Raw genomic sequence first — 15,210 nt, forward strand, 5'->3', positions numbered from 1 at the left:
GTTCGCTTGTCCCACCCGCCGCTCCGAACCCAACTTTTCCGGATCATCATCCCGGTAACCGGCCCCCCACCCCTGTCTTTCGTCAGGGACGGCACCCGACGATCGCGGGGTGTGACCGTATCGGCGCCTCGCCTACCGTCCGTGACCATGGACTTCGTGGACAGCGGGCTCTACCGCGACATCACCGACCACGCGCACGACGCCCCCGCGTGGGTGCGGCACACGGCCGAGATCGGGACGGAGGCCGGACTGCTGGTGTTCGTCGCGCTGTTCGTGGCCGGCTGGTGGCGGGCTCGGCACGCGAGCACCCGGGCGTTCGCGATCGCGGCCCTTGCACCTCTGGCCACGGCTGTGGCGTACGTGTGCAGCGAGGTGCTCAAGTCCGTTGTGACGGAGGAGCGTCCGTGCCGGGCGGTCACCGGTGCCGCGCCGTCGCTTGCGGAGTGCCCGCCGCACGGAGACTGGTCGTTCCCGAGCAACCACGCCACGATCGCGGGCGCCTCGGCCCTCGCGCTGGTCCTGGTCCGGCGCGCACTCGTCCGGCTGACGGTCCCGCTGGCCCTGCTCATGGCGTTCTCCCGGGTGTTCGTCGGTGTGCACTACCCGCACGACGTGGCCGCGGGCCTGCTGCTCGGCACGGCCGTCGCCCTCACCGTCGTACGCCTGGGCACGCGTCCGGCGGTACGGCTCGCGGAGGCGCTGCGCGCCTCGTCGGCGTCCACCGCGCGGTGGCTCACCGGGCCGGGACCGGAAACCGTCGCCCGCGCGGTGCCGCCGTACGCCAGGCACCGGCGCCACTGAGCGGGTTCAGCCCGGCACCAGGCCCGCCTCGTGGGCGACGATCGCCGCCTGTACGCGATTGCGTACGCCGAGCCGGTCGAGGACCGCGCTGACGTACGCCTTCACCGTGCCCTCGACGAGATGCAGCCGGGCGGCGATCTCCGGGTTGGACAGTCCGGCCCCGACCAGGCCGAGGACCTCGCGTTCGCGCGGGCTCAGACCCGCCACGCGGGCGCGTGCGTGCTCCTCGCGTGCGAGCCGGCCACCACCCCTGCCGAGGTCCTCGATGACGTACCGGGCGACCTTCGGGGACAGGAAGGCGGCGCCCTCCGCGACGGCCCGTACGCCCGCCATCAGTTCGTAGGGATCTCCCGACTTGAGGAGGAAACCGGTGGCACCGGCGGCCAGGGCGCGGGCGACGTAGGCCTGTTCGGAGAACGTGGTCAGCATGGCGACGGCGGTGCCGGGGACGGTCCGTACGATCTCCTCGGCCGCCGTGAGGCCGTCCAGCCGGGGCATGCGGATGTCCAGCAGGGCCACGTGGGGACGGTGGGCCCGGGCCAGTTCGACCGCCTCGCGTCCGTCGCCCGCCTCGGCGACGACCTCGCTCTCACCGCCGCTCGCCAGGATGGCGCGCACCCCGGCGCGCACCATCGCCTCGTCGTCGGCCAGCAGGACCCGGATCACCGTACGGACTCCTCGTATCGCTCGCGTTCCTCGTCGGGCAGGCCGACACCGGGGATGACGTCCTTGGTGACCAGCCATTCCCGCTCGTCGAAGCAGAGCCGGAAGTGGTCGATGGACACCAGGAGTTCGCCGCTCGCCCGGTAGTAGCGGCAGTCGGTGCCCGTCGGCGGGGCGGCGGCGCGTTCGACGGGCGGGTCGTGGGCCTCGCGGTCCGGCAGCACGGGCGCGATCTCGTCGTAGGGCGTGCCCGGACGCAGCTTCGCGTACGCGCTCGGGGGCAGCACCGAGCGCGTCTCGGTGTACGCGTACCAGCCGAAGGCCGCGCCGACCAGGACGACGCCCGCGCAGGCGGCGGCACCGAGACCGGCGGCGACGCGGCGGCGGGCGCGGGTGAAGGGGGCGGAGGCGGGACGTGGTGGCGCGGGCGCCGTGGCCGCCCGCGCGGGGACGTACGCCCGGACGCGGAACCCGTCGGCGTGCGGGCCCGCCTCGAACGTGCCGCCGACCGCGGTGACGGCGGCGCGCAGTCCGAGCAGTCCCGAACCGCCTCCGGGGGCCGGGGAACTCTCCACGGCCGGCCGTCCGTTGGAGATGGTGACGGTCGCTCCTCGTATGTCGTCCCCCGCCACCGCCACGACGACGGGCGCGCCCGGTGCGTGCCGTGCCGCGTTGGTCAGCGCCTCCCTGGTCACCCGGTGCAGCAGCCGCTCGGCGATCCCGCCGGGTGCCACGGCCGCGCCCCGCCCGCCGGCCTCCCAGCGCACCGGCAGGCCGGACTCGGCGGCGCGGGCGACGAGTTGTTCGACGTTCTCGCCGGCCGGGGCGAGCGGCAGCGGCTCGTCGTCGTCCTCCCGCAGGACGCCGATGATCCGGTGCAGCCGGTCCGTGGCGTCGGCGGCCGCGGCACGCAGGTCGGCCGCGGCGGCCCGGTGGTGGCCGGGAAGGTCGGGGGCGACCTGGAGGGCGCCCGCGCGCAGGGCGATCAGGCTCAGCTCATGGCCCAGGGAGTCGTGCATGTCCTGGGCGATCCTGGCCCGCTCGCGCAGCCGGGCGCGTTCCTCGGTCAGGCGCTGCTCCTCCTCCAGGCGGGCGGCCCGCAGCCAGCCCGCCGCGGTGAGCGCGCGGCTCTGCCTCCAGTAGCGCCCGCCGAGCCAGGGGAGGACACAGAGGAAGAGGAGGCTGCCGGTCAGGACCAGCCATTCGGGTACCGGATCGGGCCCCACGAGCGCGATCCTCACGGTGCCGGCGCAGGCGACGGCGGCGAAACACAGCGCCGCGGGGGCCGTACGGGGCGTCCGCAGACCGAGCAGCAGCGCGAACACGCCGAGGGCGGGGCCGTAGGAGAGGCTGAACAGTGCCGGGGCGGCGGCGAGGCCCAGTGCGGCCGCCAGTCCGAGGGCGACCGTCGGCCGGTGCCGGGCCACGGCGGTGGCGACGGCGAGCACGCCGAGTCCGGCGAGCTGCTGCCGGAGCGGACGCGGCTCGTTCAGCCCGAGCCGGTCGGCGCAGACCGCCGGCAGGGCGAGGGCCGCCCAGAGCAGGCAGCCCTTGCCGAGCGCGGCGGGACGGGCACGTTCCATGGTCCCGACGCTACAAGCGGACGGGGGTGCGGCACCGCTGCCGATCGTCAGGTGCGCCGTCACTCTGTGGGAGGCCCGCCGTGGCGCTCCCACCGCGGGCCGGTACCGGCGTGGGAGGATCGAGGGGCCATGACTGCTCCCACTAAGCCCCCGTACGGCAACGCCGCCGATTCCGTGTCCGAGCGTGCTCCCGGTGAGCCGCTGCACTCCCCCGTCATCGACTGGTTCGACGAGCACGCCCGGGATCTGCCGTGGCGGCGTCCGGAGGCCGGTGCGTGGGGGGTGATGGTCAGTGAGTTCATGCTGCAGCAGACCCCGGTGAACCGGGTCCTGCCCGTCTACGAGCAGTGGCTGGCCCGTTGGCCGCGCCCCGCCGACCTCGCCTCGGAGGCGCCAGGCGAGGCGGTGCGCGCCTGGGGCCGGCTCGGTTACCCGCGCCGCGCGCTCCGGCTGCACGGCGCCGCCGTCGCCATAACGGAACGGCACGGCGGCGACGTGCCGGCCGACCACGCCCAGCTGCTGGCGCTGCCCGGCATCGGGGAGTACACGGCCGCGGCGGTGGCGTCGTTCGCGTACGGGCAGCGGCACGCGGTGCTGGACACCAACGTGCGCCGGGTGTTCGCCCGCGCGGTCGCCGGTGCGCAGTACCCGCCGAACGCCACCACCGCCGCCGAGCGCCGGCTCGCCCGGACCCTGCTGCCGGAGGACGCCTCGACCGCCGCGCGGTGGGCCGCCGCCTCCATGGAGCTCGGCGCGCTGGTGTGCACGGCGAAGAACGAGTCGTGCGAGCGTTGCCCGATCGCCGCGCAGTGCGCCTGGCGGCTGGCGGGCAAGCCGGCCCACGACGGTCCGCCGCGCCGGGGCCAGACGTACGCGGGCACGGACCGTCAGGTCCGCGGGCGGCTGCTGGCCGTGCTGCGTGAGGCGCACGGTCCGGTGCCGCAGGCCGCGCTGGACCGGGTATGGCACGAGCCGGTGCAGCGTGCCCGCGCGCTGGACGGTCTGGTCGCCGACGGTCTGGTGGAGCCGCTGCCGGGCAGTCTGTACCGGCTGCCGATGACCTGACGTCTCCCACAGCCGGTTCACACACGCACCTGGCGTCGGATACAGCCGGTTCACACACGCCACATCAGTACAGCGGGCCATATGGCTCCATAACACCCTCAACCAGTCGCCCGCTATACCCCGTTCCTCCTTCTGTTACACAACCGACGGACAGCCGAGGGCTTCCCGCAGGCTGCTTCGGACAGCGCCGTGACAACGCCTCCGTACCTTCGATCACGTGCTCGACAAGGGCACGCGACGACGGATCACAGGCAGGACCACCGGCCCGCGCGGGCGGGCCGGCACGGGCAGCGGGAGGCGGTTCACCATGGCGCAGGACATGGCGCGGGGCGAGGTGCTCGAGTTCGAGGAGTACGTCCGCACCCGGCAGGACGCGCTGCTGCGCAGTGCCCGCCGCCTGGTCCCGGACCCCGTGGACGCGCAGGACCTGCTGCAGACCGCGCTGGCCCGGACGTACGGCCGCTGGGAGACCATCGAGGACAAGCGGCTGGCCGACGCCTATCTGCGCCGGGTCATGATCAACACGCGGACGGAGTGGTGGCGGGCCCGCAAGCTGGAGGAGGTGCCCACCGAGCAGCTCCCGGACGCCTGTGTGGACGACTCCACCGAGCAGCACGCCGACCGCGCCCTGCTGATGGACATCCTGAAGGTCCTCGCCCCGAAGCAGCGCAGTGTCGTGGTGCTGCGACACTGGGAGCAGATGTCCACGGACGAGACGGCCGCCGCCCTCGGTATGTCGGCCGGAACGGTCAAGAGCACGCTGCACCGGGCGCTCGCCCGGCTCCGCGAGGAGCTTCAGGCGCGCGACCTGGACGCACGTGCGCTGGAGCGTGAGGAGCGGGAGCGTTGCGCGGCCTGACCGGCGCGGGGCCCACCTGGGCCCGGACCACCGCCCGGGCGGCGAGTACGGCGACGGCCGTGCTCGCCGCCGTCGTCCTGTTCATCGCCGGCTGCGGCACGGGCGGCACCGGCGCGCGGGACGAGGGCCCGGCGCACGCGCGTTCCGTGGCGAGCGCCCCCGCCGCGGCGTCGGCCGAACCCTCGCGGACCCCCGACCGGGTGGACGCGGTCCGGCTGATCAAGGCCGACCCGGAGGTCTCGGCGGAGGTCAAACGGGAGCTGCAGCCGTGCGTCGCCGACCAGTACCCCGTCGACGTGAGCTACGGCAACCTCACCCGAGGAGCCGTCGACGACGTCGTCGTCAACGTGCTGACCTGCGGAGACATGGTGGGCGTCGGCTCGTATGTGTACCGCGAGCAGGGTGGCGCGTATGTGAACGTGTTCTCGGCCGAGGCGCCCCCGGTGTACGCGGAGATCGACCGCGGGGACCTGGTGGTGTCCAAACAGGTGTACGACCGGGGCGACCCGGTGTCGAGCCCGTCCGGGGAGAACGTGATCACGTACCGCTGGAGTTCGGGCCGGTTCGCCGAGAAGTACCGCACGCACAACGACTACGGGCAGGTGGCCGGCGCGGAGCCGTCACCGGCGCCCGCCGGCTGAGACATGGCTCACGGCGTGAACCGGCGGGGCCGTCCGGACCGATGAACGGGTGAACCCGCGGCACGGTCCCCGCGTCCGTGTGGTGGACGAGAAGAACACGCGCACACCGACCCGAGATCACACAAGGACTGAGAGCACCGGGATGGCAGACCAGACCCACGTCCTGTTCGTCGAGGACGACGACGTCATCCGCGAGGCCACCCAGCTCACCCTGGAGCGGGACGGCTTCGCGGTCACCGCGATGCCCGACGGGCTGTCGGGCCTGGAGGCGTTCCGCACGGACCGTCCCGACATCGCGCTGCTCGACGTCATGGTTCCCGGGCTCGACGGGGTCAGCCTGTGCCGGCGCATCCGGGACGAGTCGATGGTGCCGGTGATCATGTTGTCGGCGCGGGCCGACGCCATCGACGTGGTGCTGGGCCTGGAGGCGGGCGCCGACGACTACGTGACCAAGCCGTTCGACAGTGCCGTGCTCGTGGCCCGGATCCGCGCGGTGCTGCGCCGCTTCGGGCGCGCGAACGGCGGCCGGGAGGACGCGGACGGCCCGGACGACGGTGGCGTGCTGGCGTTCGGCGAACTGGAGGTCGACACCGGGGGCATGGAGGTGCGCCGGGCGGGGGAGCCGGTGGCGCTGACGCCGACCGAGATGCGGCTGCTGCTGGAGTTCTCCGCGGCGCCGGGCACCGTGCTCTCCCGCGACAAGCTGCTCGAACGGGTGTGGGAGTACGGCTGGGGCGGCGACACCCGGGTCGTCGACGTCCATGTACAGCGGCTGCGTACGAAGATCGGCCAGGACCGTATCGAGACGGTCCGCGGCTTCGGCTACAAGTTGAAGGCCTGAGAGAAGTCGATGCGGGGGTACTTCAGGCGCCTGGTGGCGGCGTGTGTCGACCGGGTGGGCATAGGTACGGGTCTCAGGTGGAAGCTCAGCGCCGCCATCGCGCTGGTCGGGGCGCTGGTGGCGGTCGCGCTGAGCCTGGTCGTGCACAACGCGGCCCGGGTGTCGATGCTGGACAACGCGCGCGACCTCGCGGACGAGCGCATCATGATCGCCCAGCGCAACTACGAGCTGTCGGGGCGGCTGAACTTCCCCAACACCAAGATCGACGACCCGGAGCTGCCGAAGGAGCTGCGGGAGAAGGTCGAGGGGGGCCGACGGGCGACCTACGTGGTGGACCGGCCGGGCGGGGCGCCGGACATCTGGGCGGCGGTGCCGCTGAAGAACGGGCATGTGATGTCCCTGCACTCCGGTTTCACGGACCGCAGCTCGGACATCCTCAAGGACCTCGACCAGGCCCTGGTGATCGGTTCCATCGCGGTCGTGCTGGGCGGCAGCGCGCTCGGGGTGCTCATCGGCGGACATCTGTCGCGGCGGCTGCGGAAGGCGGCCACGGCCGCCAACCGGGTCGCGAAGGGCGAGACGGACGTCCGGGTGCGTGAGGCCATCGGCGGGGTGGTGCGCGACGAGACCGACGACCTGGCCAGCGCGGTGGACGCCATGGCGGACGCGCTGCGGCAGCGGCTGGAGGCCGAGCGCCGGGTCACCGCCGACATCGCGCACGAGCTGCGCACCCCCGTGACCGGTCTGCTCACCGCCGCCGAGCTGCTGCCGCCGGGCCGGCCGACCGAGCTGGTGCTGGACCGGGCCAAGGCGATGCGCACCCTCGTCGAGGACGTCCTGGAGGTGGCCCGGCTGGACAGCGCCTCCGAACGGGCGGAACTGCAGGACATCCTGCTGGGCGAGTTCGTCGCCCGGCGGGTCAGGGCGAGGTCCTCCCGTCCGGACCGGGCCGGATCGGGGAACGGGGTCCGGTCCCGTGGATCGCGAGGCGGAGGAGGGGGCCGGGGCGGGGCCCTGGAGACCGACGACGACGCGGCGGTGAGGGTCCCCCCGTTCGGGCGGAACCGGGAAGAGCGGGGGAACGGTGCCGGGGACCACGAGTCCGGCCTGACCCGGACGGGAGGGTCCAGGGACCCGGACGTCACGGTGCGGGTGGTGCACGAGTCGGAGGTGACCACCGATCCGCGGCGCCTGGAGCGCGTGCTGTTCAACCTGCTCGCCAACGCCGCCCGGCACGGCAGGCCGCCCATCGAGGTCACCGTCGAGGGCCGGGTCATCCGGGTCCGCGACCACGGGCCGGGCTTCCCCGAGGCCCTGCTCGCCGAGGGGCCGAGCCGCTTCCGCACCGGCAGCGCGGATCGGGCCGGCCGCGGTCACGGGCTGGGCCTGACCATCGCGGCGGGGCAGGCCCGGGTCCTGGGCGCGCGGCTGACCTTCCGCAACGTACGGCCGCCGGGGGCCTCGGACGGCGTACCGGCCGAGGGCGCGGTCGCCGTGCTGTGGCTGCCCGAACACGCGCCGACGAACACCGGGAGCTATCCGGTACTGCCGCAGTGACCGAGCGGCTCGTCCGACAGCGCGCAGGCCCCCGGCGGCGCACACGCCTCCGGGGGCCTCCGTTCCGCTCGGGGAGTCAGACGGGCTCGGTCACCGCCGCCGCCGGTGCGCCGTCGTCGGTGTCGTTCTTCCGGGGGCCCGCGCCCTTCAGCGGGACCTCCTTCACGAACACGGCCGCCACCAGCGCGATCACCACGATCACGGCACCCAGGAGGAACGCCGAGTGGGTGCCCGAGGACACCGCCTGCTGGTAGGCCTCGCGGGCCGCGTCCGGCAGCTTCGCCAGGCTTTCCGCGTCCAGCTGGGCGGACTGCTCGGTCATCCTGGAGCCCAGCGCGCCGGCCTTCTCGGCCATGACGTCCTGGACGCGGTTGTTGAACAGCGCGCCCATGATCGCGACGCCGAAGGACGAGCCGAGGGTGCGGAACAGGGTGGTGGACGAGGACGCCACGCCCATGTCCTTCATCTCCACGCTGTTCTGCGCGACCAGCATGGTGATCTGCATCAGGCAGCCCATGCCGAGACCGACCACGGCCATGAAGACGCCGGAGGTGAAGCGGGAGGTCCCGGTGTCCATCGTGGACAGCAGGTACAGGCCGACGATCATCAGCGCGCTGCCGGCCAACGGGAAGATCTTGTACCGGCCGGTGTTGGTGGTCACCCGGCCCGCGACCATCGAGGTCACCAGCATCGCGCCGAGCATCGGCAGCAGCAGCAGACCGGAGTTGGTGGCGGAGGCGCCCTGCACGGCCTGCTGGTAGAGCGGCAGGAAGAGGGTCGCGCCGAACATCACGAAGCCGACGATGAAACCGATGACGGACATCAGGGTGAAGTTGCGGCTGCGGAAGATGTGCAGCGGAAGCACCGGCTCGGCGGCCCTGGTCTGCCAGAACACGAAGCCCACGAGGGACGCGACACCGAGGCCGATCAGCTCCATGATCCGCGCGGAGGTCCAGGCGTACTCCGTGCCGCCCCAGGTGGTGACGAGCACGATGGAGGTGATGCCGACGGTCAGCAGCGCGACACCGAGGTAGTCGATACCGGCCTTGGACCGCTTCTTCGGCAGGTGCAGTACGACGCCGACGGCGGCCAGCGCGATCACGCCGAGCGGCAGGTTGATGTAGAAGGCCCAGCGCCAGCCCCAGGTGTCGGTGATGGTGCCGCCGACCAGAGGTCCGCCGATCATCGCCAGCGCCATCACGGCGGCCATCATGCCCTGGTACTTGCCGCGCTCCCGGGGCGGGATCAGATCGCCGATGATCGCCATGACGCCGACCATCAGACCGCCGGCGCCCAGGCCCTGCACCGCGCGGAAGGCGATCAGCTCGCCCATGTTCTGGGCCATGCCGCTGAGCGCGGAGCCGATCAGGAAGATCACGATGGACGTCATGAACGTGGCCTTGCGCCCGTACATGTCGCCGAGCTTGCCCCAGACCGGGGTGGAGGCCGCGGTGGCCAGGGTGTAGGCGGTGACCACCCAGGACAGGTGCTCAAGGCCGCCCAGCTCGCCCACGATCGTCGGCATCGCCGTACCGATGATCATGTTGTCGAGCATCGCGAGCATCATCGCGATCATGAGTGCGAGCAGGACCACCCGCACGCTCTTCGGCTGTTTGCCGCTTTCCGTCTCCACGGCCCCCGCCGTCGCTGTGTCCGCCATGATTCCTTCTCCCCCGGCCACGGTTGCGTGGCCACTGCTACTTACTTGCCGCCCGGCTAGTTCACTACACTCGGAAGCTAGTCGCGGAACTAGCCGGGCGTCAAGTAAGTTTTCGTCAAGAGGGGTCGAGTAGGAGGATGGGCGGCACCATGGACGGCACCAAACAACGGCGCCGCGGGGACACCCGCCAGCGCATCCAGGACGTGGCGCTCGAACTCTTCGCCGAGCAGGGCTACGAGAAGACCTCGCTGCGCGAGATCGCCGAGCGTCTGGACGTCACCAAGGCGGCGCTGTACTACCACTTCAAGTCGAAGGAAGAGATCCTCGTCGGCATCTTCGAGGCCCTCACCCGGCCGATGGAGGACCTGATCGAGTGGGGGCGGCAGCAGCCGCACTCGCTGGAGACCAAGCAGGAGATCATCCGCCGTTACAGCGAGGCGCTGGCGGGTGCGGCCCCGCTGTTCCGCTTCATGCAGGAGAACCAGGCGACGATCCGCGAACTGCGCATCGGCGAGATGTTCAAGACCCGCATGCTCGGGCTGCGGGACATCCTCATGGACCCAAACGCCGACCTGGTCGACCAGGTGCGCTGCGTCAGCGCCCTGTTCACCATGCACGCGGGGATGCACGTCCTGCAGGACGTCGAAAGCGACCCCGAGGAGAAGCGCAAGGCCGTCCTCGAGGTCGCCATCGATCTGATCACCCAGGCCCACCGGGGTTCCGGGGGCGCCTAGGCGCCGTGTGCGCGGCGGGTCAGACCGTCACGCCCTTGGCGCGCAGGAACTTCACCGGGTCCACGGCGGAGCCGTAGTTCGGGGTGGTGCGGATCTCGAAGTGCAGGTGGGGACCGCTGGAGTTGCCGGTGTTGCCGGACAGGGCGATCTTCTGACCGGTCTTGACGACCTGGCCGATCTTCACGTTGACCTGCGACAGGTGGGCGTACTGGGAGTACGTCCCGTTGCCGTGCTTGATCACGATCGCGTTGCCGTACGCCGGACCGTCACCGGCGCCGTTGCCGCCGGCCTTGACGACGGTGCCGCCGTGCGCGGCCTTCACCGTGGTGCCGGTCGGGACGGCGTAGTCCTGACCGCTGTGCTTGTGCGCCCACATGCCGCCGTTCTGGGCGAAGCTCGCGGACAGCTTGTAGCTCTTGACCGGGTCGATCCAGGACGCCTGCTTCTTGACGGCGGCCCGGGCGGCCTTCTTCGCCTGGGCGGCCTTCGCGGCCTTCGCCTCGGCGGCCTTCTCGACCTGGGCGGCCTGGGCCTTCGCGGCCTTGGCCTGGGCGGCGGCCTGTGCCTGGACGGCGTCGGCGACGCCGGACGCGGCCGTGGTGTCGGCGGCGGCCGCGACCCCGGCTCCCATCACGACCGAGGCCCCCATACCGGCGGCCAGCACGGCCGCGCGGGTGCGGATCTGGGACGTACGGAGCGAACGGGGCGTGACGCGCTGGGACATCTCAACCTCATCAGGAAGGGGGCGTGGGAAAACCACCCGGCGGACGGATCCGCGCCTCGGTGGTGATTCATTGGTAGCCCCTCCGGCCATAACGGCGCAAAGGTGTGATCTACGACGGAAAGTCGTAGATCTGTACTGAGATGCAGGTCTCTTGACACAGCCCCCTTACGGGGTGAAACCCCCATTTAGAGCTGATCGATCAGAATCTTGGGGCAAATGTCCGTTTCGTGAGAGGGCTTTAGCCACTATTCCGGCTAGTACCGGACAAAGCGCCTGTGCACCATGTCACCGGCGACCGGGTTCGGCCATTCCATAAAAGTGGCGCAGACCTCTAGGCGCCTACCGCCCGGTAACCCTACGGTTCACCTCGCGTCACCCTCGCAGACGAGCATGCACACGACATGTTGGCAGCGTTACGGACGTGAGAGGACCCCCCACGAGATGAGAAGCCGACGCTCCTGGCCGATCCGCGCATCGGTCACCGCCGTCTCCGCGGCCGCCCTGGTGGCCCTGGCCGCACCGGCCGAGGCCACGGCCCCCGCTTCACCCGCCGTTTCCCCGGTGGCAGCCACCACCGCGGCGGCGGACGTCGACTACGACACCTGGCAGCGGGACTGCCAGGCGGTCATGGACCGGGCCCTGCCCTATCTGAAGCAGCGGATCGGGGACACCGGGCCGGGCGAGAAGCAGGCGATCGTCCTCGACGTCGACAACACCGCACTGGAGACCGACTTCGGGTTCAGCTTCCCGCAGCCCGCCAACGAGCCGGTCCTGGCGGTCGCGGAGTACGCGCAGGAGCACGGCGTCGCCGTGTTCTTCGTGACCGCCCGCCCGGGCATCATCCACGCGCCCACCGACTGGAACCTCGACCACGCCGGCTACGGGTCCTCCGGCCTGTACGTCCGCGGGTTCTTCGACCTGTTCAAGAACGTCGCCGACTACAAGACCGCCCAGCGCGTCCACATCGAGGCCAAGGGCTACACGATCATCGCCAACATCGGCAACAGCGCCACCGACCTGTCGGGCGGCCACGCCGAGAAGACGTTCAAGCTGCCGGACTACGACGGTCAGCTGTCCTGAACCGGCCGCAGCCACGGGAAAGGGGTCTGCCCCGGGACGTGTGTCCCGGGGCAGACCCCTTTCCCGTTCGGGCCGAGCGCGGCGGCTACGCGTCCTTGCTCAGGTTCGGACCGGCTCCGCCGGCCGCCTGCTCGATCGGCGGGACGTCGGGCAGGGCCGACTTCTCCTCACCGCGGAAGGTGAAGGTCTGGGACTCGCCCTCGCCCTCGGTGTCCACGACCACGATGTGACCGGGACGCAGCTCACCGAAGAGGATCTTCTCCGACAGCGAGTCCTCGATCTCCCGCTGGATGGTCCGGCGCAGCGGCCGGGCGCCCAGCACGGGGTCGTAGCCCCGCTTGGACAGCAGCTCCTTGGCGGACGGGGAGAGCTCGATGCCCATGTCCCGGTCCTTCAGCCGCTCGTCCACCTTGTCGATCATCAGGTCGACGATCCGCAGGATGTCCTCCTGCGTGAGCTGCGGGAAGACCACCACGTCGTCGACGCGGTTGAGGAACTCGGGCCGGAAGTGCTGCTTGAGCTCGTCCTGGACCTTGTTCTTCATGCGCTCGTAGTTGGTCTTCTTGTCGCCCGCGGCGGCGAAGCCCAGGTTGAAGCCCTTGGAGATGTCCCGGGTGCCGAGGTTGGTCGTCATGATGATGACCGTGTTCTTGAAGTCCACGACCCGGCCCTGGGAGTCGGTCAGGCGACCGTCCTCCAGGATCTGCAGCAGCGAGTTGAAGATGTCCGGGTGGGCCTTCTCGACCTCGTCGAAGAGGACCACCGAGAACGGCTTGCGGCGCACCTTCTCCGTCAGCTGGCCGCCCTCCTCGTAGCCCACGTAGCCGGGGGGCGAACCGAAGAGACGCGAGACCGTGTGCTTCTCGCTGAACTCCGACATGTCGAGGGAGATCAGCGCGTCCTCGTCGCCGAAGAGGAACTCCGCGAGCGCCTTGGACAGCTCGGTCTTACCGACACCGGACGGGCCGGCGAAGATGAACGAGCCACCGGGACGCTTCGGGTCCTTCAGGCCGGCACGGGTACGGCGGATCGCCTTGGACAGCGCCTTGACGGCGTCGACCTGGCCGATGACCCGCTTGTGGAGCTCGTCCTCCATGCGCAGCAGGCGGGACGACTCCTCCTCCGTGAGCTTGAAGACCGGGATGCCCGTCGCCGTGGCGAGGACCTCGGCGATCAGGTCGCCGTCGACCTCGGCGACGACGTCCATGTCGCCGGCCTTCCACTCCTTCTCCCGCTTCGCCTTGGCGGCGAGGAGCTGCTTCTCCTTGTCGCGCAGGGAGGCGGCCTTCTCGAAGTCCTGCGAGTCGATCGCGGACTCCTTGTCGCGGCGGACACCGGCGATCTTCTCGTCGAACTCGCGCAGGTCCGGCGGCGCGGTCATCCGACGGATGCGCATCCGCGAGCCGGCCTCGTCGATCAGGTCGATCGCCTTGTCCGGCAGGAAGCGGTCCGAGATGTAGCGGTCGGCGAGCGTCGCCGCCTGCACCAGGGCCTCGTCGGTGATGGAGACGCGGTGGTGCGCCTCGTACCGGTCGCGCAGGCCCTTGAGGATCTCGATCGTGTGCGGCAGGGACGGCTCCGCGACCTGGATGGGCTGGAAGCGGCGCTCCAGGGCCGCGTCCTTCTCCAGGTGCTTGCGGTACTCGTCCAGCGTGGTCGCACCGATGGTCTGCAGCTCACCGCGGGCCAGCATCGGCTTGAGGATGCTCGCGGCGTCGATGGCGCCCTCGGCGGCACCCGCACCGACCAGCGTGTGCAGCTCGTCGATGAACAGGATGATGTCGCCGCGGGTGCGGATCTCCTTGAGCACCTTCTTCAGGCGCTCCTCGAAGTCACCGCGGTAGCGGGAGCCGGCGACCAGGGCACCGAGGTCCAGGGTGTAGAGGTGCTTGTCCTTGAGGGTCTCGGGCACCTCGCCCTTGACGATGGCCTGGGCGAGGCCCTCGACGACGGCGGTCTTGCCGACGCCGGGCTCACCGATCAGCACCGGGTTGTTCTTGGTACGGCGGGACAGCACCTGCATGACCCGCTCGATCTCCTTCTCGCGCCCGATGACCGGGTCGAGCTTGGACTCACGAGCGGCCTGGGTGAGGTTCCGGCCGAACTGGTCGAGGACCAGGGACGTGGAGGGAGTGCCCTCGGCAGGACCGCCGGCGGTGGCGGTCTCCTTGCCCTGGTAACCGGAGAGCAGCTGGATGACCTGCTGCCGCACCCGGTTCAGATCGGCGCCCAGCTTGACCAGGACCTGGGCGGCGACGCCCTCGCCCTCACGGATCAGGCCGAGCAGGATGTGCTCCGTGCCGATGTAGTTGTGGCCCAGCTGAAGGGCCTCGCGGAGCGACAGCTCCAGGACCTTCTTGGCACGGGGGGTGAAGGGGATGTGACCCGACGGGGCCTGCTGGCCCTGCCCGATGATCTCCTCCACCTGCTGGCGGACCGCCTCGAGCGAAATCCCGAGGCTCTCAAGGGCCTTGGCGGCGACACCCTCACCCTCGTGGATCAGGCCCAGGAGGATGTGCTCGGTGCCGATGTAGTTGTGGTTGAGCATCCGGGCTTCTTCCTGAGCCAGGACGACAACCCGCCGCGCGCGGTCGGTGAACCTCTCGAACATCGTTAATCGCTCCTCAGAGCGGTCAGGCAGTGGGGGGAACTTCCCCTCCCTGTCCTTCCGCAGCTTAGTCCCGCGAGCGGGGACCGCTCATTCCAACTGCCGACACCGTCGATGGCCTCCTGACCCCGCTCACGCCGACATCTGCTCCAACCCGATGGTGCGAGACGATGTTCCCGCAGGCCAGGCAGTTACCCCCTTCGCCAGTACGCCCATGGCGAACGGGAGACGTCCCGCCCTGCGTGTCGCCCCCTCTCACTAGGGATGTCTTACCCGCTGCTACGGACAGTCCATGCCGAGTGCACGGGTTCCCTCCGCTACGGGCGAACAACCTTGCGCCTCCACGCACCCCCGCACGCCCCCTTGTTCGACACCCCTCGCTCACGCACGAGCA

The 15,210-nt window shown here is 71.0% G+C and carries 13 protein-coding genes; 8 read left to right on the forward strand and 5 right to left on the reverse strand.

The genetic code is table 11. From position 1 onward, the window contains the following. Positions 1–147 precede the first annotated feature (147 nt). Complete coding sequence (locus ACH4VX_RS13945; protein WP_398367631.1) at positions 148–801, forward strand: phosphatase PAP2 family protein; 654 nt, start codon at positions 148–150, stop codon at positions 799–801. 6 nt (positions 802–807) lie between these two features. On the opposite strand, the gene ACH4VX_RS13950 is transcribed toward ACH4VX_RS13945, so the two are convergent. Next, positions 808–1,467, reverse strand: a complete 660-nt coding sequence (locus ACH4VX_RS13950; RefSeq protein ID WP_398367632.1) for a response regulator — start codon at positions 1,465–1,467, stop codon at positions 808–810. Then, positions 1,464–3,047 carry a sensor histidine kinase gene (locus ACH4VX_RS13955; protein WP_398367633.1) on the reverse strand — a complete coding sequence of 528 codons (1,584 nt, stop codon included), beginning with the start codon at positions 3,045–3,047 and terminating at the stop codon, positions 1,464–1,466. The genes ACH4VX_RS13950 and ACH4VX_RS13955 overlap by 4 nt, the downstream gene beginning before the upstream one ends. 129 nt (positions 3,048–3,176) lie before the next feature. Between ACH4VX_RS13955 and ACH4VX_RS13960 the strand changes: the two genes are divergently transcribed. The 5 genes from ACH4VX_RS13960 (at position 3,177) to ACH4VX_RS13980 (ending at position 8,010) form a co-directional block, all read left to right on the forward strand. Continuing rightward, positions 3,177–4,112, forward strand: a complete 936-nt coding sequence (locus tag ACH4VX_RS13960; RefSeq protein WP_398367634.1) for an A/G-specific adenine glycosylase — start codon at positions 3,177–3,179, stop codon at positions 4,110–4,112. A 319-nt stretch (positions 4,113–4,431) separates the two neighbouring features. After that, positions 4,432–4,971, forward strand: a complete 540-nt coding sequence (locus tag ACH4VX_RS13965) for a SigE family RNA polymerase sigma factor (RefSeq protein WP_398367886.1) — start codon at positions 4,432–4,434, stop codon at positions 4,969–4,971. Beyond that, the gene (locus tag ACH4VX_RS13970; RefSeq protein ID WP_398367635.1) at positions 4,959–5,612 is read left to right on the forward strand and encodes a hypothetical protein; all 654 of its coding nucleotides are present in this window, start codon (positions 4,959–4,961) and stop codon (positions 5,610–5,612) included. The genes ACH4VX_RS13965 and ACH4VX_RS13970 overlap by 13 nt, the downstream gene beginning before the upstream one ends. Before the next feature lie 142 nt (positions 5,613–5,754). Beyond that, positions 5,755–6,453 (forward strand): two-component system response regulator CseB, encoded by a 699-nt coding sequence (gene cseB, locus ACH4VX_RS13975; protein ID WP_398367636.1) that lies wholly within the window; start codon positions 5,755–5,757, stop codon positions 6,451–6,453. 9 nt (positions 6,454–6,462) lie between these two features. Continuing rightward, the gene (locus tag ACH4VX_RS13980; protein WP_398367637.1) at positions 6,463–8,010 is read left to right on the forward strand and encodes an ATP-binding protein; all 1,548 of its coding nucleotides are present in this window, start codon (positions 6,463–6,465) and stop codon (positions 8,008–8,010) included. 76 nt (positions 8,011–8,086) lie between these two features. Here ACH4VX_RS13980 and ACH4VX_RS13985 read toward each other — a convergent pair whose 3' ends face one another. After that, entirely contained in the window at positions 8,087–9,670 is a 1,584-nt protein-coding gene (locus ACH4VX_RS13985) for an MDR family MFS transporter (protein ID WP_398367638.1), read from the reverse strand. Between the two features lie 149 nt (positions 9,671–9,819). On the opposite strand from ACH4VX_RS13985, the gene ACH4VX_RS13990 reads away from it, so the two are divergent. Then, positions 9,820–10,404, forward strand: coding sequence for a TetR/AcrR family transcriptional regulator (locus ACH4VX_RS13990; RefSeq protein ID WP_398367639.1), 585 nt, complete (start codon positions 9,820–9,822; stop codon positions 10,402–10,404). 19 nt (positions 10,405–10,423) lie between these two features. On the opposite strand, the gene ACH4VX_RS13995 is transcribed toward ACH4VX_RS13990, so the two are convergent. Beyond that, on the reverse strand, positions 10,424–11,128 hold the full coding sequence (locus ACH4VX_RS13995; RefSeq protein ID WP_398367640.1) for a M23 family metallopeptidase: 705 nt from the start codon (positions 11,126–11,128) through the stop codon (positions 10,424–10,426). A 441-nt stretch (positions 11,129–11,569) separates the two neighbouring features. Here ACH4VX_RS13995 and ACH4VX_RS14000 point away from each other — a divergent pair, with 441 nt between their 5' ends. Next, positions 11,570–12,208, forward strand: a complete 639-nt coding sequence (locus ACH4VX_RS14000) for an HAD family acid phosphatase (RefSeq protein ID WP_398367641.1) — start codon at positions 11,570–11,572, stop codon at positions 12,206–12,208. A gap of 85 nt (positions 12,209–12,293) precedes the next feature. Here ACH4VX_RS14000 and ACH4VX_RS14005 read toward each other — a convergent pair whose 3' ends face one another. Beyond that, positions 12,294–14,819 (reverse strand): ATP-dependent Clp protease ATP-binding subunit, encoded by a 2,526-nt coding sequence (locus ACH4VX_RS14005; RefSeq protein ID WP_398367642.1) that lies wholly within the window; start codon positions 14,817–14,819, stop codon positions 12,294–12,296. Between the last annotated feature and the right edge of the window lie 391 nt (positions 14,820–15,210).

The organism is Streptomyces sp. NPDC020731, assembly GCF_044334705.1.
GTDB lineage: Bacteria > Actinomycetota > Actinomycetes > Streptomycetales > Streptomycetaceae > Streptomyces.

What these genes read in the sequence shown, in the direction of transcription:
- ACH4VX_RS13955 (WP_398367633.1), bottom strand. Translation starts at nt 3,047, where the DNA reads ATGGAACGTGCCCGTCCCGCCGCGCTCGGCAAGGGCTGCCTGCTCTGG.
- ACH4VX_RS13995 (WP_398367640.1), bottom strand. Translation starts at nt 11,128, where the DNA reads ATGTCCCAGCGCGTCACGCCCCGTTCGCTCCGTACGTCCCAGATCCGC.
- cseB (WP_398367636.1), top strand. Translation starts at nt 5,755, where the DNA reads ATGGCAGACCAGACCCACGTCCTGTTCGTCGAGGACGACGACGTCATC.
- ACH4VX_RS13985 (WP_398367638.1), bottom strand. Translation starts at nt 9,670, where the DNA reads ATGGCGGACACAGCGACGGCGGGGGCCGTGGAGACGGAAAGCGGCAAA.
- ACH4VX_RS13965 (WP_398367886.1), top strand. Translation starts at nt 4,432, where the DNA reads ATGGCGCGGGGCGAGGTGCTCGAGTTCGAGGAGTACGTCCGCACCCGG.
- ACH4VX_RS14005 (WP_398367642.1), bottom strand. Translation starts at nt 14,819, where the DNA reads ATGTTCGAGAGGTTCACCGACCGCGCGCGGCGGGTTGTCGTCCTGGCT.
- ACH4VX_RS14000 (WP_398367641.1), top strand. Translation starts at nt 11,570, where the DNA reads ATGAGAAGCCGACGCTCCTGGCCGATCCGCGCATCGGTCACCGCCGTC.
- ACH4VX_RS13980 (WP_398367637.1), top strand. Translation starts at nt 6,463, where the DNA reads ATGCGGGGGTACTTCAGGCGCCTGGTGGCGGCGTGTGTCGACCGGGTG.
- ACH4VX_RS13960 (WP_398367634.1), top strand. Translation starts at nt 3,177, where the DNA reads ATGACTGCTCCCACTAAGCCCCCGTACGGCAACGCCGCCGATTCCGTG.
- ACH4VX_RS13945 (WP_398367631.1), top strand. Translation starts at nt 148, where the DNA reads ATGGACTTCGTGGACAGCGGGCTCTACCGCGACATCACCGACCACGCG.
- ACH4VX_RS13990 (WP_398367639.1), top strand. Translation starts at nt 9,820, where the DNA reads ATGGACGGCACCAAACAACGGCGCCGCGGGGACACCCGCCAGCGCATC.